The organism is Mesorhizobium sp. M1E.F.Ca.ET.041.01.1.1 (assembly GCF_003997355.1).
Taxonomy (GTDB): Bacteria; Pseudomonadota; Alphaproteobacteria; order Rhizobiales; family Rhizobiaceae; genus Mesorhizobium.
This window is the reverse complement of the sequence record NZ_RZSL01000022.1, coordinates 1-25,689: the sequence shown is the minus strand read 5'-3', so window position 1 is coordinate 25,689 and position 25,689 is coordinate 1. Positions and strand designations below refer to the sequence as shown.

The window sequence follows — 25,689 nt, the reverse complement described above, 5'->3', positions numbered from 1 at the left end:
GAACTGGCCGAAAAACGGGCCGCCGGATCGCGCGGCGGCCCGTTTTTCGGCCAGTTCTTCAATGCCCTCAAGCATGCGTCCTGGAAAGCTTCTTCCGCGGCGTCGAGATCGCGGAAATAGCGCAGCAGCGCGCCCATCGCCTGCGGACGGGCGGTGCTGATCGCGTTGCTGATCCAGGCAAGATCGGTCATACGGCAACCTTGGTCGGATTGAAGATGGAGATCGGCCTGATCTCGTAGGAGCCGCCGCTCGGATTGACCTCGGAGAGCTCGCGGGCGAAATCGACCGCCTCGTCAAGGTCGCGGCATTCGAGCGTGTAGAAGCCGAGGAACTGCTCCTTGGTCTCGGCGAAGGGCCCGTCGAGCACGACCGATTCCCCCTTGACCTTCCTCAGCGTCGTCGCGGCGGTGGTCGGCAAGAGACGGGCCACGGGTCCAAGCCGACCTGCCTTGGCGTATTTGTCCTGTACGTTGAGGAGCTTTGCCATCACCTCGTCGTCCTGTTCCTTGCTCCAGGAGCAGACGACGTCTTCGGAGGCGTAGCAGAGGATGGCGTAGAGCATGGTCTCGTCCTTTCCGTATCAAAGGACGCGACAGTAGGACCCTTCCCGACACAAGGTCGACAAAAAAAATTCATAGGGCGATCACGGGCTTATCCCGTGCCCTCGCGATATGTCAGGCTCCGCGCGCTTGCAGCCATCTGAGCACCAGCGTCTCCTCTTCGTCGAGGCCGGGCATGAGACGCTTCCGTCTGTTGGCTTCCGCCATTTCGTCGAGCAGCTTGCCTTGCGACCACGCCTCGAAGACCAGCGGATGGATGTAGCATTTGCGGCAGACGGCTCGCGTGTTGCCCAATCGTTCGGCGACCTTGTCGACGATGCTGTTTATCATCCGCTTTTGCTGGGGGGCACTTTCGGGCAGTTCCGTCTGCGCAAACAGCGACGCCGCATGAATTGTGCCGCCCCAGGTGCGGAAATGTTTTGAGCTGAATTCCACGCCGGACGCCTCACGGATGTAGCGGTTGATATCCTCGGAGCGCACCGGCCGGCGGTTTCCTTCCTCGTCGAGATACTGGAACAGGTTCTGGCCCGGCAGGTCCTGCGCTCCGCGCACGATTTTGGCGATGCGGCGGTCGACGAGCCTCAGCTTCCATTCCTTGCCGGACTTGCCCTTGAAGGCGAAGCGCAGCCTCGAACCCTCGATATCGACGTGTCGGTCGCGCAGCGTGGTCAGCCCGAAGCTCTTGTTGTCCCGGGCGTAGGCGGCATTGCCGACGCGGATCATGGTGTTGTCGAGCAGCCAGACGATCGCTGCGACCACACGCTGCTGCGGCAGGCCGTGCCGGCGCAGGTCGGCATCGATGCGGCTCCGCAGTTCAGGCAACGCCTCGGCAAAAGCGACAAGGCTGGAATATTTGACGCCGTCCCGCTCCTCGGTCCATTGCGCGTGATAGCGGTACTGCTTGCGCCCGCGCTGATCCCGGCCGGTCGCCTGGATATGCCCGTCCGGGTCAGGCGAAATCCAAACATCCGTCCACCCGGGCGGAATAACGATCGCTTTGATGCGGTCAAGCGTCGCCGCGCTGACCGCGCCTCCGTTCGGGTCAGCGTAATCAAATCCCTTGCCTTTTCTCCGGCGCCGGATGCCCGGATCGGCATCGCTGACATAGCTGAGCGACGCGCTTTCGGCCGAACTTTGCGCGCCGTTCCCCTGCATCTTCGTACCACCCGCCAGGCGGTCCGAGGACGATTGTGCTCGTTGCAGCATAATGGCTCCACGGAACTGGTCCGTAGATAAGCCGCGCGACAGGCGGCTGGTTCCACATTGCGGAGCGACGCCAACCCCGGCCCGCCAGCCATCAGGCGCTTTGCAACTGGCTATGATAGATCGAGACCCGGCGTCGCGTCGCGAGTTGAGAAGCAGCCCGCGCGATCGATGCCGCTCGCGCGGCTTCAGGCGGCGACCGGAATGACGTCGACCGCCTGCTCGCCGACCTGGCCGCCGGTGGTCTTCAAGACGCCGACGATCGGCGCCACGTCGGAATAGTCGCGGCCGTGCCCGACCGTGATATGGTCGTTGCTCGCCCGCATGCCGTTGGTTGGATCGAATTCCTGCCAGCCGGCATCGCGGCCGCACCAGACCTTTACCCAGGCATGCATGGCGTCGGCGCCCTCGAGCCTCGGTTTTCCTTTCGGCGGAATGGTGCGCAGGAAGCCGCTGACATAGCCGGCGGGAATGCCCAGGCCGCGCAGGCCGGCAATCATGATGTGCGAAAAGTCCTGGCACACCCCGCGTTTGAGCGCGAAAGCGTCGCTGCCCCGGGTCTGCACGGTGGTCGCCTTGCCGTCATAGGTGAAATCGCGATGGATGCGGTTGCAGAGATCGACCGCGGTGCCGACCGTGGAGCCAGAGAGACTCTCCCGCGCATAGGCGGTGATCGCCGCATCGAGGCCGGCATAGTCGCTGGCGGCGAGGAAATGATGCGGCGCGGCAGGGGACAGCGAGCGCACGGCATCCAGTTCCGCCCTCAAACCGTGGATGTCGGGCGAAACGTCCAGCCCTGGTTCCGGCCGCGAGACCGACACCCGCGCGCTCATCCTGATGTCGAGTTCCTCATGCGCCTCGCGAAAGGCGATCGAGGTGACGTTGTTGCCGAAGAAATCGGAAAAATCCGCCCGTTCGGACGGCATCGGCTGAAAAGACAATGACGCGGCGATCACCCGCTGCACGCCGGCGATCGTCTGCGGCAAGACGCGCACCTGGTGCCGGCCGCCGCCGGCGGCGGAGGCGTATTCGTAATGCAGATGAAGCCTGATGTCGTAAAGCATCTAACCGAAATAGGCCTTGGCGAGGCTGTTGTAGAGATCACCGATCTGGTTGGCGAGCTCGTCTAGCACCCTGGCGGTCATGTCCGACGGTTCCATCACAGCGGTCGCCGTGTTGAGCTGTAGGATTTCCTTCGCCGCGGGCGACATATGCCCCTCGCCGCCGACCGAAGGCAGCATGCCGATCTCGGCCTTCAGCCGCTCGAGCTGGAACAGGATGGAGCGCGGATTGAGCGGATCGAGCGCCAGGAGGTCGATCACCGTGCGCCGGCCGGCCTGCACCGGATATTGCCGGCGGTGGGTCATCACGCTGTCGCCGATCTCCAGCATCATGTCGAGCGCGCCGTCCGGCGCGCCGTTTCCAGTCAGTCGGGCGAGCGTCCGGGCGATCTGGATGCCGCGCTCCAGCCGGCGGCCGATCTCCAGGAATCGCCAGCCGGTGAACCGGTACATGTTCTCGTGCAGCAGGCCCGAGAAGCCCGCAAGCTTGCGCAGCATGACGGTCATCGCGCGCGTCGCGTCGTCGCCAGGCGCCACCGTTCCGGCGAATCTATGGATCGTCTTCGACAGATCCTTCAGCGCCAGCCAGCCGTCCGGCGAGAAGCGGTCGCGGATCTGTCCGGCGCTGTAGACGGCGCTGTCCAACGTGCCGATCAGGCCAAGCGGGATCGCCGATTCGACCTCGATGCCGAACGGCTCGAGATAGTCCCTGATATCGGCGAGCAGCGGCATATCGGGATCGGACGTCTCCGCCAGCCTGACATGATAGGCGCGCAGCACGCGCACCGTGTCTTCCGAGCGCTCGATATAGCGGCCGAGCCAGGTCAGGTTCTCCGCCGCGCGGCTTGGTAGGCTGCCGGGCATGGTCCGGGTGAAACCGTCGGTCTCCTGCGGCAGCAGCGTCTCGCGTTCGACCGGCCTGTCGCTGACCACCCAGACATCGGCGGCCTGGCCACCGCGCTGCATGGCGATTGCCGTCGGGTCGAGCGAGAAGCCGACGCGCGCAAAGCCTCCAGGCATGACGGTCCAGCCTTCTTGGGTGCGCGCCAGATAGACCCGCAGGCTGGCGGGCCGCGGCTCCAGCCGGCTGCCGGCAAAGACCGGCGTCGTCGAAAGCGTAACGGCTTCCTGGCCGACAAAGCCGGCACCGTCCGTCTCGATCCGCGCGATCAGTTCCGCCCGCTCCCCTGACGAAAGCGCCAAGCCCAGCCGCGTCGCGCCATCGTCTTCAAAGGCGAGCCGCGTCGACAGCGCCGGGCCAATCACCATGCGGTCGATGTTGGCAAGCACATGGTCGCGTTCGGTCTGCTGCCCGCACCACCACGTGGCGATGCTCGGCAGGGAGAGATCCTCGCCACGCAGTTCCTGGGCGATCCTGGGCAGGAAGGAAAGCAACGCCCGCGTTTCCATCAGGCCCGAACCCAGCGCGTTGACGGCCGAGACCGTGCCGCGGCGGATCGCCTCGACCAGGCCCGGCGTGCCGATCTGCGAGTCCGGGTTGAGCTCGAGCGGATCGGCGAAGGCCGCATCGAGCCGCCGCCACAAAACGCCGATCGGCATCAGGCCCGAAACGGTGCGAACCATCAGGCGGCCGCCGGAGACGGTCAGGTCCTCGCCCTCGAGCAGCATGATGCCGAGATAGCGCGCGATATAGGCGTGCTCGTAATAGGTCTCGTTGAGCGGTCCTGGCGTCAGGATGGCGACGCGTCCGCCGGACTCCCTTGCCATGCCGTTCAGAGCGTCGCGGAAGCGGCGGAAGAAGCCGGCAAGACGGTGCACATGCATTTCGCCATAGATGTCGGACAGCGCACGCGTGGTGGCGACGCGGTTCTCCAGCGCGAAGCCGGCGCCCGACGGCGCCTGGGTGCGGTCGCCCAGCACCCACCAGCGGCCGTCCGGTCCGCGGCCAAGCTCGAAAGCGACCATATGCAGGAAATGGCCGCTGGCCGGCCGGACGCCGACGACCGGGCGCAGATATTCGGGGCTGGCCGCGATCAACCCGGCCGGCAGGATGCCCTTCTCGACCAGCCGGTTCGGACCGTAGACGTCGGTCAGGATCGCCTCGAACAGGTCGGCGCGCTGGACGAGCCCGGCGCTGATTTCGGCCCATTCCTTCTCGTCGATTAGCAGAGGGACATGCGCCAGCGGCCATTCGCGTTCGTTGGCGCCGGCCTTGTCGTAGACGCGGTAGTAGACGCCCGCGTCGCGCAGATACTGGTCGGCGCGGGCAAATCGCTGTCCGAGCGTCTCAGCCCCCAGTTCATCGAGCGCTTCGATGAAGGAACGCCAGGCCGGGCGCGGATTGCCTGATGCGTCGACCATCTCGTCGACGACACCGTCGATCGGACGGTAGCGCTCCAGCAGGCCCTGCGCCCGCGGCCTGCCGCCCGCCCGTTTCTGATTCCCCTTGGCCATGGTGGATCAGAGTCTCGCCGGCCGCCTGAGGTCAAGGGTCATGGGGAAGTCTTCAGAGGCTTCTTCGGCTTCGAGCACGTAGCTGCCCGGTGTGTGGCCGCGCGGCTCGAAGCGGGCAAGCCGCCGCGCCTCGGCCTCGTTGCCGTTGACCGGAAAGGTGTCGTAGTTGCGGCCGCCCGGATGCGCGACATGGTAGACGCAGCCGCCGATCGAGCGGCCCGACCAGCGATCATAGATGTCGAAGATCAGCGGCGTGTTGACCGGCAAGGCCGGATGCAGGCCGGAGGCCGGCTGCCAGGCCTTGAAGCGCACACCCGCCACCGCGATCTCCCTGCTGTCGGTGACCTTCATCGGCACGATGCGGCCGTTGCAGACGATGGCATGGCGCTCAGGGTTCAGTCCTTCGGTCCTCACCTGCAGCCGCTCGACGGACGAGTCGACGAAGCGGACGGTGCCACCGATCGCGCCCTGCTCGCCCATCACGTGCCAGGGCTCCAGCGCCTGCCTCAGCTCCAGCTTGATGCCGGCATGCTGCACTTCGCCGCAGAACGGAAAGCGGAATTCGAGCTGCGCGGCGAACCATTCGGGGCGAAAGTCGAAGCCGTTGAGCTTCAAGTCTTCAAGAACATCGAGGAAATCCGCCCAGACATAATGCGGCAGCATGAACCGGTCATGCAGCGAGGTGCCCCAGCGCGCGAAGCGGCCGTCGAACGGATTCTTCCAGGCGCGGGCGATGATGGCGCGGACCAGCAACTGCTGGGCAAGCGACATGCGCGCATTGGGCGGCATCTCGAAGCCGCGGAACTCGACCAGCCCGAGCCGGCCGGTCGGGCCATCCGGCGAGAACAGCTTGTCGATGCAGATTTCCGAGCGATGCGTGTTGCCCGTGACATCGGTGAGCAGATTGCGGAACAGCCGGTCGACCAGCCACGGCAAGGGCGCCTCTCCCTTGTCCGGATGCGGCACCTGCGCCAGCGCGATCTCGAGCTCATAGAGCGAATCGTGCCGCGCCTCGTCGAAGCGCGGCGCCTGGCTGGTCGGGCCGATGAACAGGCCGGAAAACAGATAGGACAGCGACGGATGCCGCTGCCATTGCAGCACCAGGCTCTTCAACAGGTCCGGCCGGCGCAGGAACGGGCTGTCGTTGGGCGTCGCGCCGCCGACCACAACATGGTTGCCGCCGCCGGTGCCGGTATGGCGGCCGTCGATCATGAACTTGTCGGTCCCAAGCCGCGACTGCCGGGCTTCCTCGTAGATCGCCGTGGTCGTGGCAACGCATTCCTGCCAGTTGGCGGCCGGATGGATGTTGACCTCTATGACGCCTGGGTCCGGCGCAACGCGGATGACGTTGAGGCGCGGATCGTGGGGCGGGCCGTAGCCTTCGATATGCACCGGCAGCCCAACCGCCTTCGCCGCATTCTCGGCCGCGGCCACCAGTTCAAGATAATCCTCCAGCGCCTCGACCGGCGGCATGAACACGCAGAGCCGGCCGTCCCGCGGCTCGACGGTGAGGGCCGTTCGCACCGCGCCGCCGATCTCTGTGATCTCCTGCTCGACGCGGTCCTGCTGGCCAGTCGCTGCCGTGAAGGATACCGCCTGCTGACGACGGGCCATTTCGTCGGCGCCTTCAGGCTCAACCGGAGCGGTTTCCGGCAAGATCGCCTCGCGCGCAGGCAAGGCGCCGCGCGGCACAGAGGGGTCGACCGGCACGATGTAAGGAAACTGCGCCGGCGGCACGTAGGGCAGCGTGCCGAGCGGCAGACGATAGCCGACCGGAGAGTCGCCAGGGACAAGGAACAGCCGCCCGCGCCGTGTCTTCCATTTCTCCGAGCGCCAGCGCTGCCCCGCGGCCTGGCTGTTCCAACGCTGCACCGGCAGAACATAGCCCGACGGCTTGGTCAGGCCGCGCTCGAAGACGCGCGCCATGCGGCTGCGCTCTTCCGGATCCTCCAACTTCGAATTGGAAGGATCGACATTGTCCGGCAGCTTGCCTTCCTTGAGCAGCCATTCGGCCGGATCCTCATAGGCCTCGCTGACCATCGCCTTGTCGAGGCCGAGTTCGCCGGCGATCGCCGTGAGCAAGCTTTCGGCCTGCTCAGGCCCGACAGAGACCGTGCTCTTTTCCTGCGCGATCAGCGAGGGGTCGCGCCACACCGGCTCGCCATCGGCGCGCCAGTAGAGCGAAAAGGTCCAGCGCGGCAAGCTCTCGCCCGGATACCATTTGCCCTGGCCGTAATGCAGGAAGCCGCCCGGCGCGAAGCGCTCGCGCAGTCGTCGGATGAGCTGATCCGCCTTGTCGCGCTTGGTCGGACCGACGGCGGCCGTGTTCCATTCGGCGGACTCGAAATCGTCGATCGACACGAAGGTCGGCTCGCCGCCCATGGTGAGCCGTACGTCCTGCTCGTGCAAAATGGCATCGACCTTGTTGCCCAGCGCATCGAGCGCTTCCCAGCTTTCGTCGGAGAACGGCTTGGTGATGCGCGGATGCTCGGCAATGCGGTCGACGCGCATGTCGAAGTTGAAATCGACATTGGCGAAGCTCGCCATGCCGGAGATCGGCGCGGCGTTGCGGAAATGCGGCGTAGCGGCAAGCGGCACATGGCTTTCGCCGGTAAGCAGGCCGGAGGTCGGATCGAAGCCGATCCAGCCGGCGCCCGGAATATAGACCTCGCACCAAGCATGCAGGTCGGTGAAGTCGACCGAGGTTCCGGGCGGTCCGTCGAGCGAAACGAGATCGGGCTTGAGCTGGATCAGGTAACCGGAGACGAAGCGCGCGGCGACGCCGAGGTTGCGCAGGATCTGCACCAGCAGCCAACTCGAATCCCGGCACGAGCCTTTGCCCGCGGCCAGTGTCTCCTCCGGCGAGTAGACGCCGGTCTCCATGCGCACGATATAGGCGATCTCGCGCTGCAGCCGCGCATTGAGGTCGACGAGGAAATTGACGGTGTTTGTCGGCCTGCGGTCGATGCTCTCCAGGAACTTCGACAAGAGCGGTCCCACCGGCTCCGGCGTCCGGTAGATGGCAAGGTCTTCGCTGATCTCTTCCGGATAGTCGAAGGGAAAGGTTTCGGCCGAGGGTTCGACGAAGAAATCGAACGGGTTGTAGACCGTCATGTCGGCGACGAGGTCGACTTCGATCTTCAGCTCGTTCACCGGCTCCGGAAAGACGAAGCGGGCGAGGAAGTTGCCGTAGGGGTCCTGCTGCAGGTTGACGAAGTGGTTCTTCGGCTCGACCTTCAAAGAGTGGCTGAGCACCTTGGTGCGGGAATGCGGCGCCGGCTGCAGCCTGATCACCTGGGGGCCGAGCACCACCGGCCGATCGTATTTGTAATGGGTCAGGTGGTGGACGGCTGCCAGTATTGCCATGGTGCCCCGGGGAACGGCGTTTCAATCGCCGAACCCTGACACAAGTCCTGGGCATTCTCCAAGCAGAGATGTTGCGCTGCACCTAATTTAAGCAGCATTGCCGGCTTAGAAAAACGCTTGAATACCCGTCTGCGCCCTTCCGAGGATCAGCGCATGCACGTCATGCGTGCCCTCATAGGTGTTCACCGTCTCCAGGTTCTGCGCATGGCGCATGACGTGGTAGCCGATCTGGATACCGTTGCCGCCATGCATGTCGCGGGCGTGGCGGGCGATGTCGAGCGCCTTGCCGCAATTGTTGCGCTTGACGATCGAGATCATCTCCGGCGCCATCTTGCCTTCGTCCATCAGCCGGCCGACGCGCAAGCTGCCCTGCAGGCCAAGCGCGATCTCGGTCTGCATGTCGGCGAGCTTCTTCTGGAAGAGCTGCGTGCCGGCGAGCGGCTTGCCGAACTGCTTGCGGTCGAGACCGTACTGGCGCGCCCGGTGCCAGCAATCCTCTGCAGCGCCCATGGCGCCCCAGGAAATGCCGTAACGCGCCCGATTGAGGCAACCGAACGGACCTTTCAGGCCCGCTACATTGGGCAGCAGCGCCTCCTCGCCGACCTCGACGCCTTCCATCACCACCTCGCCGGTGATCGAGGCCCGCAGCGACAGTTTGCCGCCGATCTTCGGCGCCGACAGCCCTTTCAGGCCCTTTTCCAGCACGAAGCCGCGGATCTGGTTGTCATGCACTGCCGATTTCGCCCAGACGACGAAGACGTCGGCGATCGGCGCGTTGGAGATCCACATTTTGGAGCCGGAAAGCCTGTAGCCGTTCGCCGTCTTCTCGGCGCGCGTCTTCATGCCGCCCGGATCCGATCCGGCGTCCGGCTCGGTCAGGCCGAAGCAGCCGATCCATTCGCCGGAGGCGAGCTTCGGCAGGTATTTCCTGCGCTGCTCTTCCGAGCCATAGGCATGGATCGGATACATGACCAGCGACGACTGCACGCTCATCATCGAGCGGTAGCCGGAATCGATGCGCTCGACCTCGCGCGCCACCAGCCCGTAGGTCACGTAGTTCGCGCCGAGCCCGCCATATTCCTCCGGGATGGTGATGCCGAGCAGGCCAGCCTCGCCCATCTCGCGGAAAATCGAGGGATCAGTCTTCTCGTCGAGATAGGCTTCCTCGATGCGGGGCGCGAGCTTGTCGGCGGCGAACGCAGCCGCGCCGTCGCGCACCATGCGCTCGTCCTCGGAAAGCTGGTCCTCGATCAGGAAAGGATCGTTCCACACGAAGGCGTTCTTCTCGGCGGCCATGGCCCGCTCTCCCGGCAGTATTTTTGAGGTGCCCGGCTTATCCGCCTCCGCACGGAAAAAATCAAACGAAATTGCATGACGGATCAATGAGCGTTAGTAATAGATCATGAACGTCCAGCGCCGTCTCCTGCCGAACACCGCCGCCCTTGCCGCCTTCGAGGCGGTGGCGCGTCTCGGCTCCTTCACCGCCGCCGCCCGCGAGCTCGATCTGACCCAGGGTGCCATTAGCCGGCAGATCAACCTGTTGGAGGAGCAGTTCGGACGCCGGCTGTTCGAGCGCGACAGCCGCAATGTCAGGCTGTCGGCAGCGGGCGAGATCTATGCCGAAACGGTGCGCTCCGCGCTCGGCCAGTTGCGGGATGCGGCGCTCGGATTGATGAGCAATCGGCATAGCGGCGCTCTTAACCTCGCCATCCTGCCGACCTTCGGCACACGCTGGCTGATGCCGCTGATCCCGGATTTCGTCGCCCGCCATCCCGATATCACCATCAACTTCGCCACGCGCATCGGCCGCTTCGACTTTGCCCGCGAGCGGCTCGACGCCGCGATCCATCACGGCATGCCCGACTGGCCGGACGCGGACTGCACGCTTCTGATGCGCGAGACCGTCGTTCCGGTCGCAGCACCTGAATTCCTCGCAGAGCGCAAGGTCGAGACGCCAGCCGATATCGGCCGCCTGCCGCTGCTGCATATGGCGACGCGCCCCGGCGCCTGGAGCGAATGGTTCGAGCATCAGGGGCTCGACGCGCCGACCGGCCCCGGCATGCAGTTCGAGCAGTTCGGCACCGTCGCCCAGGCCTGCATGGCAGGTCTTGGCGTCGCGCTGCTGCCGGAAATCCTGATTGCCGGCGAGTTGCAGCGCGGCCAGTTGGTCCCGGCGCCCGGCCAACCGATGCAGAGCCGCAGCGCCTATTACCTCGTCGTGCCGCACGACAAGCGCGGCCATGCCCCCGTCGCCAGCTTTCGCGATTGGCTGCTGGGCCAGGTCGAGAAGGAACCGGCTGTTCTGGCCTGGTAGCTATTTGCGCTTCATCGCCTCGGCGAGCGCCGCGCCAAACGCGCCCTGCGCCGGCCGCTCCTGTTGCCGATGCGGAGCCGGAGAGCGCGGCGCGGGCTTGCCCCCCTGATCTCGCTGGCCGCCGCGGGGAGCGCCCTCGCCGCCATCCTTGCGCATCGAAAGCCCGATGCGCTTGCGCTTGATGTCGACGTCGACGACGCGAACCTTCACCACGTCGCCCGCCTTCACCACCTCATGCGCATCCTTGATGAAGCGGTCGGCCAGTTGCGAGACATGCACCAGTCCGTCCTGGTGGACGCCGATGTCGACGAAGGCGCCGAAGGCCGCGACATTGGTGACGGTGCCTTCGAGCAGCATGCCGGGCTTCAGGTCCTTGATGTCGTCGACACCCTCGGCAAAGGTCGCCGTCTTGAAGCCGGGACGCGGGTCGCGTCCAGGCTTTTCCAGCTCGGCGATGATGTCGCGCACGGTCGGCAGACCGAAGCGTTCGTCGACGAAGACGCGCGGGTCGAGCGCCTTGAGTGCCGCGCTGTCGCCCATCAGCGAGCGCACGTCGCGTCCGCAGGCAGCGACTATCCTTTTCGCCACGCCATAGGCTTCCGGGTGCACCGAGGAAGCATCGAGCGGCTCCACGCCGTTCGGGATGCGCAGGAAGCCGGCGCACTGCTCGAACGCGCGCGGCCCGAGCCGTGCAACCTTGAGCAAGTCGCGTCGTGTTCCGAAAGCACCGCTGGCGTCGCGATGCGCCACGATTGCTTCCGCGAGCGACGGCCCCAACCCTGAAACGCGCGCGAGCAGCGGCGCGGACGCCGTGTTGAGGTCGACGCCGACGGCGTTGACCGCGTCCTCCACCACCGCTTCCAGCGAGCGGCCAAGCCGGTACTGGTCGACATCGTGCTGGTACTGGCCGACGCCGATCGACTTCGGCTCGATCTTGACCAGCTCGGCGAGCGGGTCCTGCAGGCGCCTCGCGATCGACACCGCGCCACGCAGCGACACGTCCAGGCCCGGGAACTCTGCCGCTGCCGTCGCGGAAGCCGAATAGACCGAGGCACCCGCCTCGCTGACGATCACCTTGAGCGGCTTCGGCCCGGCACCGGCCGGCAGATCCGACAGCATGTCGGCCACCAGCTTCTCGGTCTCGCGGCTGCCGGTGCCGTTGCCGATCGAGATCAGCTCCACCTTGTGCAGGCGGATAAGCGCGGCGAGTTCGACTTGGGTGCCGCGCACATCGTTCCTCGGCGGGAACGGATAGACCGTCGTTGTCGCCACCAGCTTGCCCGTGCCGTCGACCACCGCCACCTTGACGCCGGTGCGGATGCCGGGATCGAGCCCCATGGTCGGCCGCGAACCGGCGGGGGCTGCAAGCAGCAAATCCTTGAGGTTGCGGGCGAAGACGTGGATCGCCTCTTCCTCGGCGCGCTCGCGCAGGTCGCGCATCAGGTCGAGCGTCAGGTGCAGCGACAGTTTTATCCGCCAGGTCCAGCCGGCGACCTCCATCAGCCAGCGATCGCCCGGCAAGCTCGCGCCGATCGCATAGGCGTTGGCGATCATGCGCTCAACCGGCTTCACCGGCGATTGATCATCGACATCGACCTCGATGTCGAGCGACAGCACTTCCTCGTTGCGGCCGCGCAGCATGGCCAAGGCGCGGTGGCTGGGCACACCGGCCCAACGCTCGACATGGTCGAAATAGTCCGAAAATTTCGCGCCGGCTTCCTGCTTGCCGTCGACGACCCTGGCGCGCAGGAAAGCGCGTTCCTTCATGTAGGCGCGCAGCTTGCCGACCAGATCGGCATTCTCGGCGAACTGCTCCGACAGGATGTCGCGCGCGCCTTCGAGCGCCGCCTTCGCCTCGGGCACTTCTTCGGTGACATAGGCGAGCGCGAGCTCGGTCGGCACCGCTGAACGGTCGGCCAGGATCGCTTCGGCCAGCGGCCCGAGCCCGCGTTCCTTGGCGATCTCGGCCTTGGTCCGGCGCTTCGGCTTATAGGGCAGGTAGATGTCCTCGAGCTCGGCCTTGGTGCTTGCCGCCGCGATCTTGGCTTCCAGATCCTCGGTCAGCTTGCCCTGCTCACGGATCGAGCCGAGTATCGTCTCGCGACGCGCATCGAGCTCGCGCAGATAGGCAAGCCGCTCGGAAAGATCGCGCAACTGCGTGTCGTCGAGCCCGCCGGTGACTTCCTTGCGGTAACGCGCCACGAACGGCACCGTAGCGCCTTCGTCGAGAAGCCCGATCGCCGCCGCGGCCTGCTCCGGCCGCGAACCGATCTCGGCCGCGATGATTGCTGCGATGCGCGTGATGTCCGATGCCATGCTGGTCCCTGTCGAAAGAGCGGCGACCATAGGCCGGGATGCCGGCTGCGCCAACCGGGTTGGTTTCGGCCGGCGGAAAGGTCCACAGGAAAGCGGTCTAACGTGGGCGCCGCCCCTCACCTGCCTGCCGGCACCCCTCTCCCCGTATGGTGACGGGGAGAGGGGTGCTCTCATCGACGGTTTCGCCAGTCGCCAGCGTTGCAAGAAGGGCGCCGAGGCTGTGGCCGTCCTCCTTCTCCCCGTCACTATACGGGGAGAAGGTGCCGGCAGGCGGATGAGGGGCGGAGCCGACATAGACAGTCGGCTCGATAAGCCCCTCAAACCATGCCGCTCAGTGTCTCGAAAAACGCTACGATATCGACGTCAAGCTTGTCATCCACCGGCTCCGGCTGCGACGACATCTTGGCGATGACCACTTCCGTCTTGGGGTCGACGTAAATCCATTGGCCGTGGATGCCGATGCCGCAGAAGGCGCCGCTTGCCTTGCCCATCTGGTACCATTTGTTGCGATAGCGCCCTTCGGGGAAGAGGAACGCCATCGTGCCGCGCTGCCAGGCTTCATGGCTGCCGCCGGTGGCAACCGTGTCGCGCACCCAGGCCTCAGGCACGATGCGCCGGCCATTGGCCATGCCGCCCTGCCGCATCATCTCGCCGATGCGGGCAAGATCGCGCGGCGTCATCGACATGCCGCCGGCGGTGCGCGCCGTGCCTTCCATGTCGACGGTGACGGACATCTCGCTCGCAGCGCCGAGCGGCAGCCACAATTTCTCGGCTAACAGGTCGCTGACGCGTTTGCCGGATGCCCGCTCGACAAGAATGCCCAGCGTATCCGAATTGGGGGAGCGGTAGCGGTAGGTCTGCCCGTGCGGCTCGGCGAGGCGCTGCAGCGTCAGCAGGAATGCCGCAAGGCTTTCCGAGCCGCCGCCGGGATTCCACAGCGTCGCGCGGCGGTATCGGGCGAAGGCGCTTTCCGGATCGAGATAGGCTTCCTCGAAATCGAGGCTGACCGTCATGTCGAGCACATTGCGCACGCTGGCATCGCCATAGGCCGAGCGCTTGGCTTCGGGAATGTACTCAGTCACCGGCGCTTCAAAGTCGAACACCCCCTCGTCTTCCAGTATGCCGGCGAGGATGGCCGTCACCGATTTGCTGATCGAAAAGACGATGTGGCGCTGGCCGAACGCCATATGCGGCGCCGCCCAGTCGCCGATCAGCCTGCCGCCCTTCATGATCGACAGCCCGTCGGTGTCGGAACGCCTGAGGAAGGCTTCGACGGTTTCGGCGCCGCCAGCGAGCTTGACCTTTTCTTCGAGCAGCGCACCGAGAGGCTTTGCCTGCTCCTCGCCGCCGGGCGCGGCGGCAACATGCACCGACGGGACGAGTTCGCCGACATTCTGGAACGACCATTGGCTGAACGGCCTCAGCCGCCAGTTGTCGAGCCGCACGTCCTTGCGGGCAAAGCCGTATCTGGTCTCGAACGCAGTCTTGCCGGCCACGATTGTCTCCCGGTACTTTTGTCTCTGATTTTCAGGCGAGAGCCGCGGCGATGGCGTGCACGGCCTTCAGCGTCGCCACCGAATAGGCGATGTTGGTGAAATCCGGATAGGTCGAAAGCTTCACCACGACCATCCTGTTGTCCCAGTCGATGTGGATCAACTGCCCGAACACACCGCGACACATCAGCGAGCGCGAGCGCGAATCCTCGATCCAGAACTGGTTGCGGTAGCTGCCGTCCGGAAGGCTCGGATTGAAATTCGGTCCGTGCCTGCCCGTCCGCGTCGCCGCGATCCAATCGGCCGGAATGACCCCGCCGCCATTGTCGAGGATGAGCTGACCAAAGCGGCCGTAGTCGCGCAGCGTCGCGTTGAAGCCACCGTCGGCCAGCGCATAGCCGGCGCTGTCGACGGTGAAGCAGGCGCTCTCGTCGGCGCCGAGCTTTTGCCAGAGCTCTTCCGAGACGAGCTGCGCCAGCCGCCTGCCGCTCACCCGCTCCATGATGAAGGCGAGCACGTCGGTTTCGATCGAGCGGTATTCGAGGGCCTCGCCGTGCGAGCGCACCTTGTCCTTCAGCCGCAGGATCAGTTCGAACAGATGCGATGGCCAATGGAAATCGGGATCGCTGCCCGGCGGCACCGGTTTCCAGCCGCTGGCGACATCGACCTGGCCGATCTCGGAATAGCGATCGGTATACTCCTCGGAGAAGCGCACGCCCGTCGTCATGTCGAGCACGTGCTGCACGGTGGCGCCAGCCCAGGCCGTCTCACCGAGCTCTGGAAGATAGTCGGTGACCAATTTGGCCGGATCGATCAGACCGCGCCCGACCAGGATGCCGAAGACAGAACCGGTGACGGATTTCGCCATCGACTGCGACAGATGCGGCGTGCGCTCGTCCATGCCGTTGAAGTAGTGCTCATAGGCAACCCTGCCGTCCTTCAGCACCAGGAAGCCGTCGGTATAGGTCTCGTCGAGCAGTCCGGCGAGCGTCGTTGGGCGGCCTTCGCCATCCGCCACCGCCAGGCCGTCGAGATCGACCTCGGCACGCTCGAGACGACGGCGATGGCCATGGCCGCGCCAGACCTCCACGGTCGGCAGGAACTCGCGGATATGCTGGAAAGCCCAGCGGTTCCAGGGCGGCCGGTCCCAGTCGAGCTTTGGCACCACCATGGCCGGCGGCGACCCCTGCATGATCGGCGGCCGCGGATCGGAGTTGCGATAGGACGTCAGGATTTCCTCCCTGGACACAAGAAAGGGAGGCCGGAGCCTCCCCTCCTTCATGCTTTGCGGCGGAGCTATTTGCGCAGGTTCGTCCAGATCTTGTTGTAGATCTCCACCACCTCCGGCGGACACGGCGGCACGAATTCCGGCGTCGCCGAACCGGCCGGCGGACTGATCTCCGGCGAGTTGGCGAACTCCGCCGGCAGGAATTTGTGGCTGCCGGCAATGCCGTTGTCGTAGCCGGCGAACTCGGAGATCAGCGCCGCATTCTCAGGCGCCATGACGAAGTCCTGGAACAGCTTGGCGTTCTCGAGGTTCTTGGCGCCCTTCAGCACCGCGACATTATCCATCCAGCCCTCAATGCCTTCCTTCGGATAGGCATATTTGATCGCCGGGATCTTCTGGCGCGAGCGGTAGGCTGCGCCATTCCACTGCTCGGTCACGACCACGTCGCCCGAGGTGATCTTGGTGATGGTGTCGTAGCTGAAGGTCTTCCACGACGGCTTGGCAGCCGTCAGGATGTCGTTGATCTTCTTCAAATTGGCCTTGTCGGCGCCACAGCGCGGCACGCCGGCATAGCGTTCGGCCGCGTGCATGACGGTGTTGACGTCGTCGAGCACGTTGATCTGGCCCTTCAGCTCATCCGGCGGATTGAACAGGATCGCCAGCGTGTCGATGTCGCCCTTGAACTTGTCCATATTGACGGCGAATGTCGTCGTGCCGAACTGCCATGGCGCGGTGTAGTGGCGGCCCTTGTCCCAATAGATGTCGACGAAGCGTGGATCGATGTTCTTGCCGTTCGGCATCGCGTTGGGCTCGGTCTTTTCGAGCAGGCCCTCTTCGATCATGATCTTCACGGTGTAGTCGGACGGCACCACGATGTCGTAGCCGGAATTGCCGGCGCGCACCTTGGACAGCATGGTTTCGTTGGAATCATAGTCGTCCAGCGTCACCTTGATGTTGTATTGCTTCTCGAACTTCTCGATCAGCTTGGGGTTGGTATAGTCGCCCCAGTTGTAGATGTGCAGTTCGCCGTCGGCGAGCGCGGGCACGGCCCATAACAGCACGGCCGCGGAAACGGCCGCCATCAGTTTTCCAGACATTTTATGTTCTCCTTGCCTTCCCATTGTTGTGTTGGAGTTCACGGGTCATTTGGCGCGTCGCCGCGCTATCAGGAACGAGATCGAGACGAACAGGATCGACACCAGAAGCAGGATTGTGGAGATGGCGTTGATCTCCGGCGTCATCGGCCGCCGAATCTGGTTCCAGATGTAGAGAGGCAGCGTCGTCTGGCCGGGACCGGCGACGAGCTGCGTGATGGTGAAATCGTCGAAGGAGACGATGAAAGCGAGCGCGGCGCCCGACATGATGCCGGGCACCAGCAGCGGCAGCGTGATGCGCTTGAAGGCGTTCCACGGCGTCGCGTAGAGGTCCGCCGCCGCATATTCCAGCGTCAGGTCCATGTCCTCGAGCCGCGCCCGGATCGGCATATAGGCGAAGGGGATGCAGAACACGGTATGGGCAAGGATCAAATTGCCGATGCCGAAATTCAGCCCGAACGTGCCGGCGATCAGCGCGAAGAAGGAGAGCGTCGCCACCGCCGTGATGATCTCCGGCACCATCAGCGGCAGGTTGATCACCATGAAGGCCGCCGCCAGCCCGCGCCACGGCTTCACTCTGGTCATCCCGATCGCTGCAAGCGTCGCGCAGATGGTCGAGACGATCGTAGCGGTGACCGAAATGATCAGCGTGTTGCGGGCCGCGTTGTGGAACTCCGCGTTGCGCAGCGCGCTGCCGTACCAGCCGAGCGTGACGCCTTCCCAATGCGTGACCAGCGAGCCGCTGTTCAGCGAGAAGATCATCAGGATGAGCACCGGGATGTAGAGCACCAGCAGGCAGATGATGGCGATCGAGCGGAAGCCCGGCTGGTCCTTGATGTCGATGGTGCGCGGTTCAGCCATGCTGCACCTTCCCCGACGTGTTGCGGACGTAGAAGTAGAGCGCCACCAGCACCGCGGCCATCAGGATCAGCGCCTGCGCGCAGCCGAGCGGCCAGTTGCGCCCGGAACCGAATTGCTGGGCAATCAGGTCACCGATCATCAGGTGGACACCGCCGCCCAGGATCAGCGGCGTCACATAGGCACCGAGCGCCGGGATGAAGACCAGCAGGCAGCCGGCGATGATGCCGGGCTTGGAAAGCGGAATGATCACCCGCCACAGCACCTGGCGGCGCGTCGCGTAGAGATCGTAGGCCGCCTCGATCAGCCGGAAGTCGAGCTTCTCCAGGCTCGAATAGAGCGGCAGCACCATGAACGGCAGGAAGGCGTAGAGCAGGCCGAGCTGGATGGCGAAATTGGTGTAGAGCATGGTGATCGGCTTATCGATCACGCCCAATGCCATCAGCGCGTTGTTGATCAGGCCCTCGTCGCGGATGATGAACATGATCGCCAGCGTACGCACCAGGAGGTTCGACCAGAACGGAATGGTGATAAGAAGCACCCACCAGTTGCGCTGCGCCGGCGGGCGGGTGGCCATGAAATAGGCGGTCGGGAAGCCGAGCAGCAGGCAGATGACTGTCGTCACCACCGCGAACAGGAACGAGCGCAGGTAGATGATCAGGAAGTCCGGCGTGAATTGCAGCGTGTCGTCGAAGATGTCGCGCTGGAACAGGAAGTTCAGATAGGCGTCGGTCGAGAACTGCCACTGCACGCCACCATAGGGCGCCGCGACAAGGAACGAATAGACGCAGATGATAAGGAGCGGCAGCACGCCGAAAATGCCGATGATGATCAGCGCCGATAGCGACAGCAGCCTGTTGCGCCGCGCGCCGGCTTTCACCGCCTGGGCCTCGAACAACGCGGCCTTGGAAGGCATGGTTGGGGAGAGCGTGGCTGTCGTCATCAGTCTTTCAGGACGCGGGCTGCGTCCTCCTCGAACTGGATGCCGACTTTGGCGCCCTTCTCGTAGGTCACCGGGCTCGAACGGCTGTTCTGGTGGCGCACCATGAAGTTTTCGCCACCATCGAGCTTCACGTGATAATGCGTGTCGGTGCCGAAATAAACGATGTTGGAGAGCGTTCCGGCGATCGTGCCCTTGGCCGGGTCCGGCACCAGGTCGGCATGCTCGGGACGCACCACCAGCGTCACTTCGCCCGTCGGATCGAAGCCTTCCGGATAACCGGCGGCGATCGTGGCACTGCGCGCGAATTTGACCGTCGCCACGCCGGGCTTCTTCGATACCACCGTGCCGGCCAGGAAATTCGTCTCGCCGATGAAGTCGGCGACGAAGCGCTCCGCCGGCCGGTCGTAGATATCGCGCGGCGTCCCGACCTGCAGGATCTTGCCGGCCGACATGACCGCGATGCGGTCGGACATGGTCAGCGCTTCTTCCTGGTCGTGGGTGACGAAGATGAAGGTGATGCCGGTCTCGTGCTGCAGACGCTTCAACTCGATCTGCATTTCCTTGCGCAGCTTGTAGTCGAGCGCCGAGAGCGGCTCGTCGAGCAGCAGCACTTTCGGCTGCGGCGCCAGCGCCCGGGCGAGCGCGACGCGCTGCTGCTGGCCACCGGAGATCTGGCTGGTGCGGCGCGCCTTCAACGCCTCCATCTTGACCAGCTTTAGCATCTGGGCGACGCGCGCTTCGATCTCCGCCTTCGGCTTGCCGAGCATCTCCAGCCCGAAGCCGATATTCTCAGCCACCGTCATATGCGGGAACAGCGCGTAGCTCTGGAAGACGGTGTTGACCGGGCGCTTGAATGGCGGCAGCGGCGCGATGTCCTGGCCGTGCAGCAGGATTTCGCCGGCGGTTGGGAAATCGAAGCCGGCAATCAGTCTCAGCAGCGTTGTCTTTCCGCATCCGGACGGGCCGAGCAGCGTGAAAAACTCGTTTTCGCGGATCGACACCGACACCGTGTCGAGAGCGGCTACCTGGTTTTCACCGGTTCCAAATACTTTGCGTACACCGCGAACTTCGATCGCGTTCTTACCCGGTTGTTCCGGCACGATTTCCCCATTGAGAGAGCCTGCTCTTGGCGGCAGGTTTGTTCCTGTTTGATTGTCACCATAAGCCGACTGGCTTGGCAACTGCGGAGCTGTCACTCGACTTTTAAAAGCAATCTCCATGCCACCCTCGGGTCTGGCTGTCCTCAGGCTTGGTAAGTGACCCTTCCACCACAAATGGTGGTGACGGGCCGAACGGTGTGCAGCGCTTCCGGCGCCGTCGCCTCGATATCGGCAGACAAGACGACGATATCGCCGAGATATCCGGGTTTCAGGCAACCTTTGCGATGTTCCATGAACTCGGCATAGGCGCCCTCGACCGTGTAGCCGGCAATCGATTCATGGAGCGAGAAACTCTGATCCGGCAGACCTTCTGCCCAAGGTTTGCGCATCACCGCCGCCTGGATGCCCAGGATCGGGTCAACCGGCGAGACCGGCCAGTCGGAGGCGAAGACGACCCGCGCGCCGGCGTCTTTCAGCGTGCGCCAGGCATAGCTCAGCGGCCACTTATCGCGACCGATGCGCGAGATCGTCGGCTCCAGCGGGAAATTCATGGCGCCCGGTGGATGCGGCGGCTGCATCGACGCCAGCACGCCGAGCTCGGCGAAGCGCGGCACGTCGGAAGGCGTGGTGACTTCGATATGCTCGATGCGGTGCCGGCTGTCGCGCCTGCCGTTCTTCCCCAGCGCCGCCTGGTAACCATCGAGCACGGCGCGTACGGCGCCGTCACCGATCGAATGCACGGCGATCTGCAGGCCGCGCCTGTCAGCCTCGACCGCCACCTCGGCGAAATGCTCGGGCGAAAATAGAGGCTCGCCGCGCCAGCCCGGCCGGTCGGCATAATCGTCGACCATCACCGCGGTCCAGGAGTCCAGCACGCCGTCATAGAAGAGCTTGACCATGCCGGACGACAGCCATTCGGAATTATAGGTCGCAGCCATGCGCGAGGCTTTTTCGAGCATGTCCAGCGACATGAAATTCTTGAAGTGGAACGGGATCTTTGTGCGGCACAGCAACCGCCCCTCTTCTTCCAGGCCGGCAAGCAGCTCGAGCTGGTAGAGGTTGCCGTCCATATTCTGGATCGAGGTGATGCCGTGCTTGGCGCACCACTGAAGCCCTCGGTGCATCAGATCGCGATCGGCGGCCAGCTCCTCGGCCGACGGATATGGCTCCGGTTCCTGACCTGTCAGGCCGAGCCGCGTCCGGTTGGCCCCGAAATGTTCGAGGATCGGGCCGAACGCTTCGCCCTCGCGCAACTCGCCGGCGGCGAGACCGTCAGCGCCCATGACGATCTCGTTGCCCTGTCCTACCTGCTTGCCGTGCAGCAGGCCCGCCTCTTCCAGCGCTTTGGTGTTTGCCCACATCGTGTGGTGGTCGGAAGCCGACATGGCGAAGGGCCGGTCGGGGATGATGCGGTCGAGATGATGACGCGTCACCGGCTCGGGCAGGATCGCATAATCGACGCCGGCGCCGAGCAGCAGCCTGGCGTTCGGACGCTTCGCTGCGAAGCCCTGAATCGCTTCGCGCAGCGCGTCGAAGCCATGCACGCCCGCCAGATGCAGGTTGTCGAGCTCGGCCGCGCCGCCGAACAGATGCATATGCGCTTCGATGAAGCCCGGCAGGACGGAGCCGCCCTGGGCGTCGATGACCTTGGTGGCCTGCCCTTTGAGCGTTTCGATCGAGGCTCGGCTGCCGATGGCGACGATGACGCCGTCCTTGACGGCAACGGCCTCGGCGGCGGGATTGTCATCGTCCATGGTCAGCACACGACCGTTGACGACCATCAGATCCGCACCACCAACCGCAACCGACATCGCGACTCCACATTTGCTGAGGGACCGACAGCGCCAAGTCCAGTGAGCTGCCGCTCCACTGGGGCGGCGCCGTGGGACGAAAGTCGATGCCGATGCGCCGTCTTCGAAATTCCCCTTGTTATCGTGGAAGACAGCGTGGATAAAGAATGCGACTGTTTATTCGCGTTTGTCAACGGCCGGAATTTGGAATGTATAGTGGACAGCACCCCGCGCCTGTGCTGAGGCCGGGCGGTGAACGAGGGCATCGGAAAGTGAAGCGCAGTCTCGACCGCAAGACCAGGATAGCGCTCGAACCGCGCAAGCAGCCGCGGCAAAAACGGTCAAGCAAGGTGGTCGACAGGATTCTCGACGCGGCGCTGATCCTGACGCGTGAGCAGGGAACCAAGGCGCCGACGACGCTCGCCATCGCGCAACGTGCGGGCCTCTCGGTCGGCTCGGTCTATCAGTACTTTCCCAACAAGGAAGCCATTCTTCTGGACCTGGCCCGCCGCTGGCTGTCGTCCTTTCCCGAGGTCATCCGGAAGCGTATTAACGTCCCCCGGCCGACCAACCGCGACGAGTTTCGGCGCGAAGTGCGCAAACTCTTCATCGACACATCCAGGCTCTATCTGGACAACGTCACGCTGATGCCGGTGATCGAAGCCATATCCGGCAACGCCGACCTCAGGCCGATCCAGGACGAATATGACAAGCAGATCATCGCCCTCTACGCAGCCTGGTTGCAACATGTGAACCCGGCCCTTGAAGAAAAGATCGCCAAGCGGTTGGGCTTGGTGATGATGGAGGTCGGACACGCCTGCAGGCTTGTGGGGCTGAAGAGAGATCGCAAGACATTCGACCTCATCGAGGACGATGTGGAAGCCATGTGGCTGGCTCTTGTGAACCCCTATCTGAACCTCGACTGATTTCGCATTTCCAACTGATTTTGCACTCCTGGGGAATTCCTATGAAGACTGTCTTTTCGCCTCTCCATGCCGGTCATGCCGGGCAGATGGAACTGGTGACGTCAGCGATCGTGCCGGGTTTCGAGAAGCCGTCGCGGGCCGAATTCATCAGGGCAAGGGTAGAGAGTGAGAAGCTTGGGCCGATCGTCGGGCCGGTCGAGCACGACCTCACAGCGGCCAAGCGGGTGCATGAAGCGCACTACGTCGACTTCCTGCCGACCGTGTGGCCGGAATGGGTCGCCGCCGGCTTCAAGGGTTCGGCCATGGGCTTCACCTGGCCGACGCGCGGGTTGCGCGGCGACGTGCCGCCGAAGCGCGTCGACGCCTTGCTCGGCTATTATTCCTTCGATGCCGGCGCCACCTTCGTCGAAGGCACCTGGGCGGCGATCAAGTCGTCCTATGACGTCGCGCTGACGGCGGCCGCCCTGGTCAAGGGCGGCGAGCGGACCGCCTTCGCGCTCTGCCGTCCGCCTGGCCACCACGCGGGCGCCGCCTTCATGGGCGGCTACTGCTTCATCAACAATGCCGCGGTCGTCGCGCAATGGTTCCGCGACCAGGGCGCCAAGCGCGTCTCGATCCTCGACGTCGATTATCACCACGGCAACGGCACGCAGGAAATCTTCTACCGCCGCGGCGACATCCAGGTGCTCAACCTGCATGGCGATCCGATGGTCGAGTACCCCTTCTTCCTCGGCCATGCCGACGAGCGCGGCGAGGGCGAAGGCGAAGGTTTCAACATCAACTATCCGATGCCCTTCGGCACCAATTGGGACGGCTGGAACGCATCGTTGGAAGATGCCTGCGCCAGGCTTGCCGCCTACGCCCCCGACGTCGTCGTGGTGTCGCTCGGCGTCGATACGTTCGAGAAGGATCCGATCAGCCAGTTCAAGCTGAAGAGCGAGGACTATCCCAAGATCGGCCGCCGCATCGCCAAGCTCGGCCTGCCGACGCTGTTCGTCATGGAAGGAGGCTACGCTGTGGAAGAGATCGGCATCAACGCCGTCGGCGTACTGACCGGCTTCGAGGATCGTTAAGCCGCGCTGATCGAAAGGACATGCGCCCTCTGAGATGGCCGAGGGCGCATTTTTTTTGGCGATTCCGCCCGAAATCGTCGGCTCAATTCAGGCCGGAATCGCCGCCAGGCAACGCGAAGCGAGGCTTCTGAGTCGCAACACGAGTCCATCAGATTCGATTTTGTCAAATCGCGTTTGATGTCGGATTCATCTGCAGGTAGATTAGACCCGAATCAGCCGGTCCACGGGGGGCGCGGCTACCACCCAAAGTCTCCAGTTCCGGCATCCGGCCGGCACCAGACGCGGACGGCTGCGCGTTCCCTAAAAGGATTCGGCTCGGTTGGGCGCCGTGCGTGCCCTTGAGTGTGTTTTCGTCAACGTGATGCGTTTCGGGTCCGGCCGCCGGCTTTTGCCAGCACCGGGCACAGGGATCGATTCCGGCCAGAATATCAAGATGAGCAGTCCCGCCGCGCCTCTCCAACCCGACGCCTCAGGCTCGCACCTGACGTCCCGCGGCGATCTCACCAGTTTCTTCATGCAGCTTGCCGCCGACATCGGCGCCGACAGCTACATGCTTGTCGCCATCGTGCACGACCAGGACCGCAACGACGCCCGCATCGTGTCGTCGAACTGGATTTTCGACGCCATAGAGCTGATCGGCAAAAGGCTGATCGCCAATCTTGCGCTGGGACCGCTGACCGCCGCACCCGGCATGCGCCCCAAGCCGCTGGTCGCGGCGCATGCCCCCGACGCCGGCGCGTTGCTGACCAGTGAGGAAGCCAGGCTGCTCGACGTGCTCGGCCACGCCGAAATCTATTCGCTGAGGCTCAATGTCGGCCGCCAGCGTCTTTTCGTGCTCTTCTCGGCCGTGGAGGCCGGCAAGATCGATCTGCCTGCGCTGATGAAGGCGCAGCTGAAATGCTGCTACGCGCTGTCCTGCATCCCGCAACTGATTGCCGCTGCCGCCATGCAGGACCCTCTGTCGGACCGCGAGCGGGAATGCCTGTTCTGGGTGTCGGAAGGCAAGACCACCGACGAGGTGGCGCTCATCCTTGGCGTCTCGTCGAACACCGTCAACAGCTACATCACGCATGCCATCCAGAAATTCGCGGCCAGCAACCGTGCGATGGCGATTGCGACCGCGATCAGGAGCGGCATCATTTGAAACACGCGCAGAGAGAGACCGCAGCCGCCCTTTTCAACGACCAGCGCAATCCGTTCGGCGCGTTCTCGCTTGGATCGGAAACGCATCAGGCGGTCACCATCCCGGATGCCGTGCGCCGCTGCCGCTGGATCGCTGTCGACATCAACGCTTCCGGTTTCGGACTGTTCTTCGTCAGCCCTTCGCTGGAGCGCGCCCGCCTGGTCGCCTGCTTCGATTCCGACTATCCGTCGACCGCCCTCACGACCAAATTCATCTCGGGCGCCAGCGGCGAGGATATGGTGCGCCACAGCCGCATCTCGACGACGCCGCGCTGGTGGGCGGATGACGGCATCGCCGGCTCGCGGCAGACCCTTGAGAGCCTGGCATGGGCCGAGCCGACCGCGCCGCTGGCGCCCGGCACCAACGGCATCGCCTTTCCCGTGCATGCGGACCGCGGCCAGTGCGGGCTGGTCGTCTTCCTTGGGTCCGACATCACGCTGTCGGACGACACGCTCTGTGAAATCCACGCGCGCTGCTTTGCGCTGTTCGCGGCGGTCGCGCGGATCCGTCCAGGCGAAACCGGCAGGACGCGCGCGATCTCCAAGCGCGAGCTCGAATGCCTGAAGCTGACCGCCAACGGCAACACCAGCGAAGAAATTGCGAAGCTTCTGAAACTGTCGGTACACACCGCCAACCAGTACCTCACCCAGTCGACGCAGAAGCTCAACGCGGTCAACCGCAACCAGGCGGTGGCCAAGGCGCTGCGGCTTGGCCACCGCCTGGTTGCGGTTGACCGCGTTGAGCTTCTGCGTCGACTGGGTGAGGT

The 25,689-nt window shown here is 64.4% G+C and carries 20 protein-coding genes; 5 read left to right on the top strand and 15 right to left on the bottom strand.

Annotated features, from left to right (window positions below):
• The 7 genes from EOA38_RS04100 to EOA38_RS04070 all read right to left on the bottom strand — a co-directional run.
• The coding region (locus EOA38_RS04100; RefSeq protein WP_281060083.1) for a sigma factor at positions 1-191 on the bottom strand (191 nt) is incomplete at its 3' end.
• The gene (locus EOA38_RS04095; RefSeq protein WP_126092223.1) at positions 188-562 is read right to left on the bottom strand and encodes a YciI family protein; all 375 of its coding nucleotides are present in this window, start codon (positions 560-562) and stop codon (positions 188-190) included. The genes EOA38_RS04095 and EOA38_RS04100, both read right to left, overlap by 4 nt.
• Before the next feature lie 112 nt (positions 563-674).
• Positions 675-1,766, bottom strand: a complete 1,092-nt coding sequence (locus tag EOA38_RS04090; RefSeq protein ID WP_126092222.1) for a DNA topoisomerase IB — start codon at positions 1,764-1,766, stop codon at positions 675-677.
• A 185-nt stretch (positions 1,767-1,951) separates the two neighbouring features.
• Complete coding sequence (locus tag EOA38_RS04085) at positions 1,952-2,827, bottom strand: transglutaminase family protein (RefSeq protein ID WP_126092221.1); 876 nt, start codon at positions 2,825-2,827, stop codon at positions 1,952-1,954.
• Entirely contained in the window at positions 2,828-5,239 is a 2,412-nt protein-coding gene (locus EOA38_RS04080; protein WP_126092220.1) for a circularly permuted type 2 ATP-grasp protein, read from the bottom strand. It abuts the gene before it with no gap.
• A 6-nt stretch (positions 5,240-5,245) separates the two neighbouring features.
• Positions 5,246-8,605 carry a transglutaminase family protein gene (locus EOA38_RS04075; RefSeq protein WP_126092219.1) on the bottom strand — a complete coding sequence of 1,120 codons (3,360 nt, stop codon included), beginning with the start codon at positions 8,603-8,605 and terminating at the stop codon, positions 5,246-5,248.
• A 105-nt stretch (positions 8,606-8,710) separates the two neighbouring features.
• On the bottom strand, positions 8,711-9,901 hold the full coding sequence (locus tag EOA38_RS04070) for an acyl-CoA dehydrogenase (protein WP_126092218.1): 1,191 nt from the start codon (positions 9,899-9,901) through the stop codon (positions 8,711-8,713).
• Positions 9,902-10,007: 106 nt separating this feature from the next.
• On the opposite strand from EOA38_RS04070, the gene EOA38_RS04065 reads away from it, so the two are divergent.
• Positions 10,008-10,919 carry a LysR family transcriptional regulator gene (locus tag EOA38_RS04065; RefSeq protein WP_126092217.1) on the top strand — a complete coding sequence of 304 codons (912 nt, stop codon included), beginning with the start codon at positions 10,008-10,010 and terminating at the stop codon, positions 10,917-10,919.
• Here the strand turns inward: EOA38_RS04065 and EOA38_RS04060 are convergent, their stop codons facing one another.
• The 8 genes from EOA38_RS04060 to EOA38_RS04020 all read right to left on the bottom strand — a co-directional run bounded on the left by EOA38_RS04060 (position 10,920) and on the right by EOA38_RS04020 (position 21,762).
• Positions 10,920-13,235, bottom strand: coding sequence for a Tex family protein (locus EOA38_RS04060; protein ID WP_126092216.1), 2,316 nt, complete (start codon positions 13,233-13,235; stop codon positions 10,920-10,922).
• Between the two features lie 317 nt (positions 13,236-13,552).
• Positions 13,553-14,731, bottom strand: a complete 1,179-nt coding sequence (locus EOA38_RS04050; RefSeq protein WP_126092215.1) for a serine hydrolase — start codon at positions 14,729-14,731, stop codon at positions 13,553-13,555.
• A 31-nt stretch (positions 14,732-14,762) separates the two neighbouring features.
• Positions 14,763-15,959, bottom strand: coding sequence for a serine hydrolase (locus EOA38_RS04045; protein ID WP_126095777.1), 1,197 nt, complete (start codon positions 15,957-15,959; stop codon positions 14,763-14,765).
• A 65-nt stretch (positions 15,960-16,024) separates the two neighbouring features.
• Positions 16,025-17,053 carry an extracellular solute-binding protein gene (locus EOA38_RS04040; protein WP_189350543.1) on the bottom strand — a complete coding sequence of 343 codons (1,029 nt, stop codon included), beginning with the start codon at positions 17,051-17,053 and terminating at the stop codon, positions 16,025-16,027.
• Between the two features lie 45 nt (positions 17,054-17,098).
• Entirely contained in the window at positions 17,099-17,911 is an 813-nt protein-coding gene (locus tag EOA38_RS04035) for an ABC transporter permease (RefSeq protein WP_126092214.1), read from the bottom strand.
• Positions 17,904-18,851 carry an ABC transporter permease gene (locus EOA38_RS04030; protein WP_245480752.1) on the bottom strand — a complete coding sequence of 316 codons (948 nt, stop codon included), beginning with the start codon at positions 18,849-18,851 and terminating at the stop codon, positions 17,904-17,906. The genes EOA38_RS04035 and EOA38_RS04030 overlap by 8 nt, the downstream gene beginning before the upstream one ends.
• The gene (locus EOA38_RS04025) at positions 18,851-19,951 is read right to left on the bottom strand and encodes an ABC transporter ATP-binding protein (RefSeq protein ID WP_127298527.1); all 1,101 of its coding nucleotides are present in this window, start codon (positions 19,949-19,951) and stop codon (positions 18,851-18,853) included. The genes EOA38_RS04030 and EOA38_RS04025 overlap by 1 nt, the downstream gene beginning before the upstream one ends.
• 143 nt (positions 19,952-20,094) lie before the next feature.
• Positions 20,095-21,762: an amidohydrolase gene (locus tag EOA38_RS04020; protein ID WP_127298526.1), complete on the bottom strand. Its 1,668-nt coding sequence runs from the start codon at positions 21,760-21,762 to the stop codon at positions 20,095-20,097.
• Between the two features lie 251 nt (positions 21,763-22,013).
• Between EOA38_RS04020 and EOA38_RS04015 the strand changes: the two genes are divergently transcribed.
• From EOA38_RS04015 to EOA38_RS04000, 4 genes are all read left to right on the top strand, one after another.
• The gene (locus tag EOA38_RS04015) at positions 22,014-22,667 is read left to right on the top strand and encodes a TetR/AcrR family transcriptional regulator (RefSeq protein ID WP_127298525.1); all 654 of its coding nucleotides are present in this window, start codon (positions 22,014-22,016) and stop codon (positions 22,665-22,667) included.
• 41 nt (positions 22,668-22,708) lie between these two features.
• Entirely contained in the window at positions 22,709-23,740 is a 1,032-nt protein-coding gene (locus EOA38_RS04010) for a histone deacetylase family protein (protein ID WP_127298524.1), read from the top strand.
• Between the two features lie 433 nt (positions 23,741-24,173).
• Complete coding sequence (locus EOA38_RS04005; RefSeq protein ID WP_127298523.1) at positions 24,174-24,884, top strand: helix-turn-helix transcriptional regulator; 711 nt, start codon at positions 24,174-24,176, stop codon at positions 24,882-24,884.
• Positions 24,881-25,689 (top strand): helix-turn-helix transcriptional regulator (locus tag EOA38_RS04000; protein WP_127298522.1); only part of this gene is annotated, 809 nt, incomplete at its 3' end. The genes EOA38_RS04005 and EOA38_RS04000, both read left to right, overlap by 4 nt.

Excerpts from the sequence above, each read along its gene's own strand:
- EOA38_RS04095 (WP_126092223.1), bottom strand. The coding sequence starts at position 562 with ATGCTCTACGCCATCCTCTGCTACGCCTCCGAAGACGTCGTCTGCTCC.
- EOA38_RS04090 (WP_126092222.1), bottom strand. The coding sequence starts at position 1,766 with ATGCTGCAACGAGCACAATCGTCCTCGGACCGCCTGGCGGGTGGTACG.
- EOA38_RS04085 (WP_126092221.1), bottom strand. The coding sequence starts at position 2,827 with ATGCTTTACGACATCAGGCTTCATCTGCATTACGAATACGCCTCCGCC.
- EOA38_RS04080 (WP_126092220.1), bottom strand. The coding sequence starts at position 5,239 with ATGGCCAAGGGGAATCAGAAACGGGCGGGCGGCAGGCCGCGGGCGCAG.
- EOA38_RS04075 (WP_126092219.1), bottom strand. The coding sequence starts at position 8,605 with ATGGCAATACTGGCAGCCGTCCACCACCTGACCCATTACAAATACGAT.
- EOA38_RS04070 (WP_126092218.1), bottom strand. The coding sequence starts at position 9,901 with ATGGCCGCCGAGAAGAACGCCTTCGTGTGGAACGATCCTTTCCTGATC.
- EOA38_RS04065 (WP_126092217.1), top strand. The coding sequence starts at position 10,008 with ATGAACGTCCAGCGCCGTCTCCTGCCGAACACCGCCGCCCTTGCCGCC.
- EOA38_RS04060 (WP_126092216.1), bottom strand. The coding sequence starts at position 13,235 with ATGGCATCGGACATCACGCGCATCGCAGCAATCATCGCGGCCGAGATC.
- EOA38_RS04040 (WP_189350543.1), bottom strand. The coding sequence starts at position 17,053 with ATGTCTGGAAAACTGATGGCGGCCGTTTCCGCGGCCGTGCTGTTATGG.
- EOA38_RS04035 (WP_126092214.1), bottom strand. The coding sequence starts at position 17,911 with ATGGCTGAACCGCGCACCATCGACATCAAGGACCAGCCGGGCTTCCGC.
- EOA38_RS04030 (WP_245480752.1), bottom strand. The coding sequence starts at position 18,851 with ATGACGACAGCCACGCTCTCCCCAACCATGCCTTCCAAGGCCGCGTTG.
- EOA38_RS04020 (WP_127298526.1), bottom strand. The coding sequence starts at position 21,762 with ATGTCGGTTGCGGTTGGTGGTGCGGATCTGATGGTCGTCAACGGTCGT.
- EOA38_RS04010 (WP_127298524.1), top strand. The coding sequence starts at position 22,709 with ATGAAGACTGTCTTTTCGCCTCTCCATGCCGGTCATGCCGGGCAGATG.
- EOA38_RS04005 (WP_127298523.1), top strand. The coding sequence starts at position 24,174 with ATGAGCAGTCCCGCCGCGCCTCTCCAACCCGACGCCTCAGGCTCGCAC.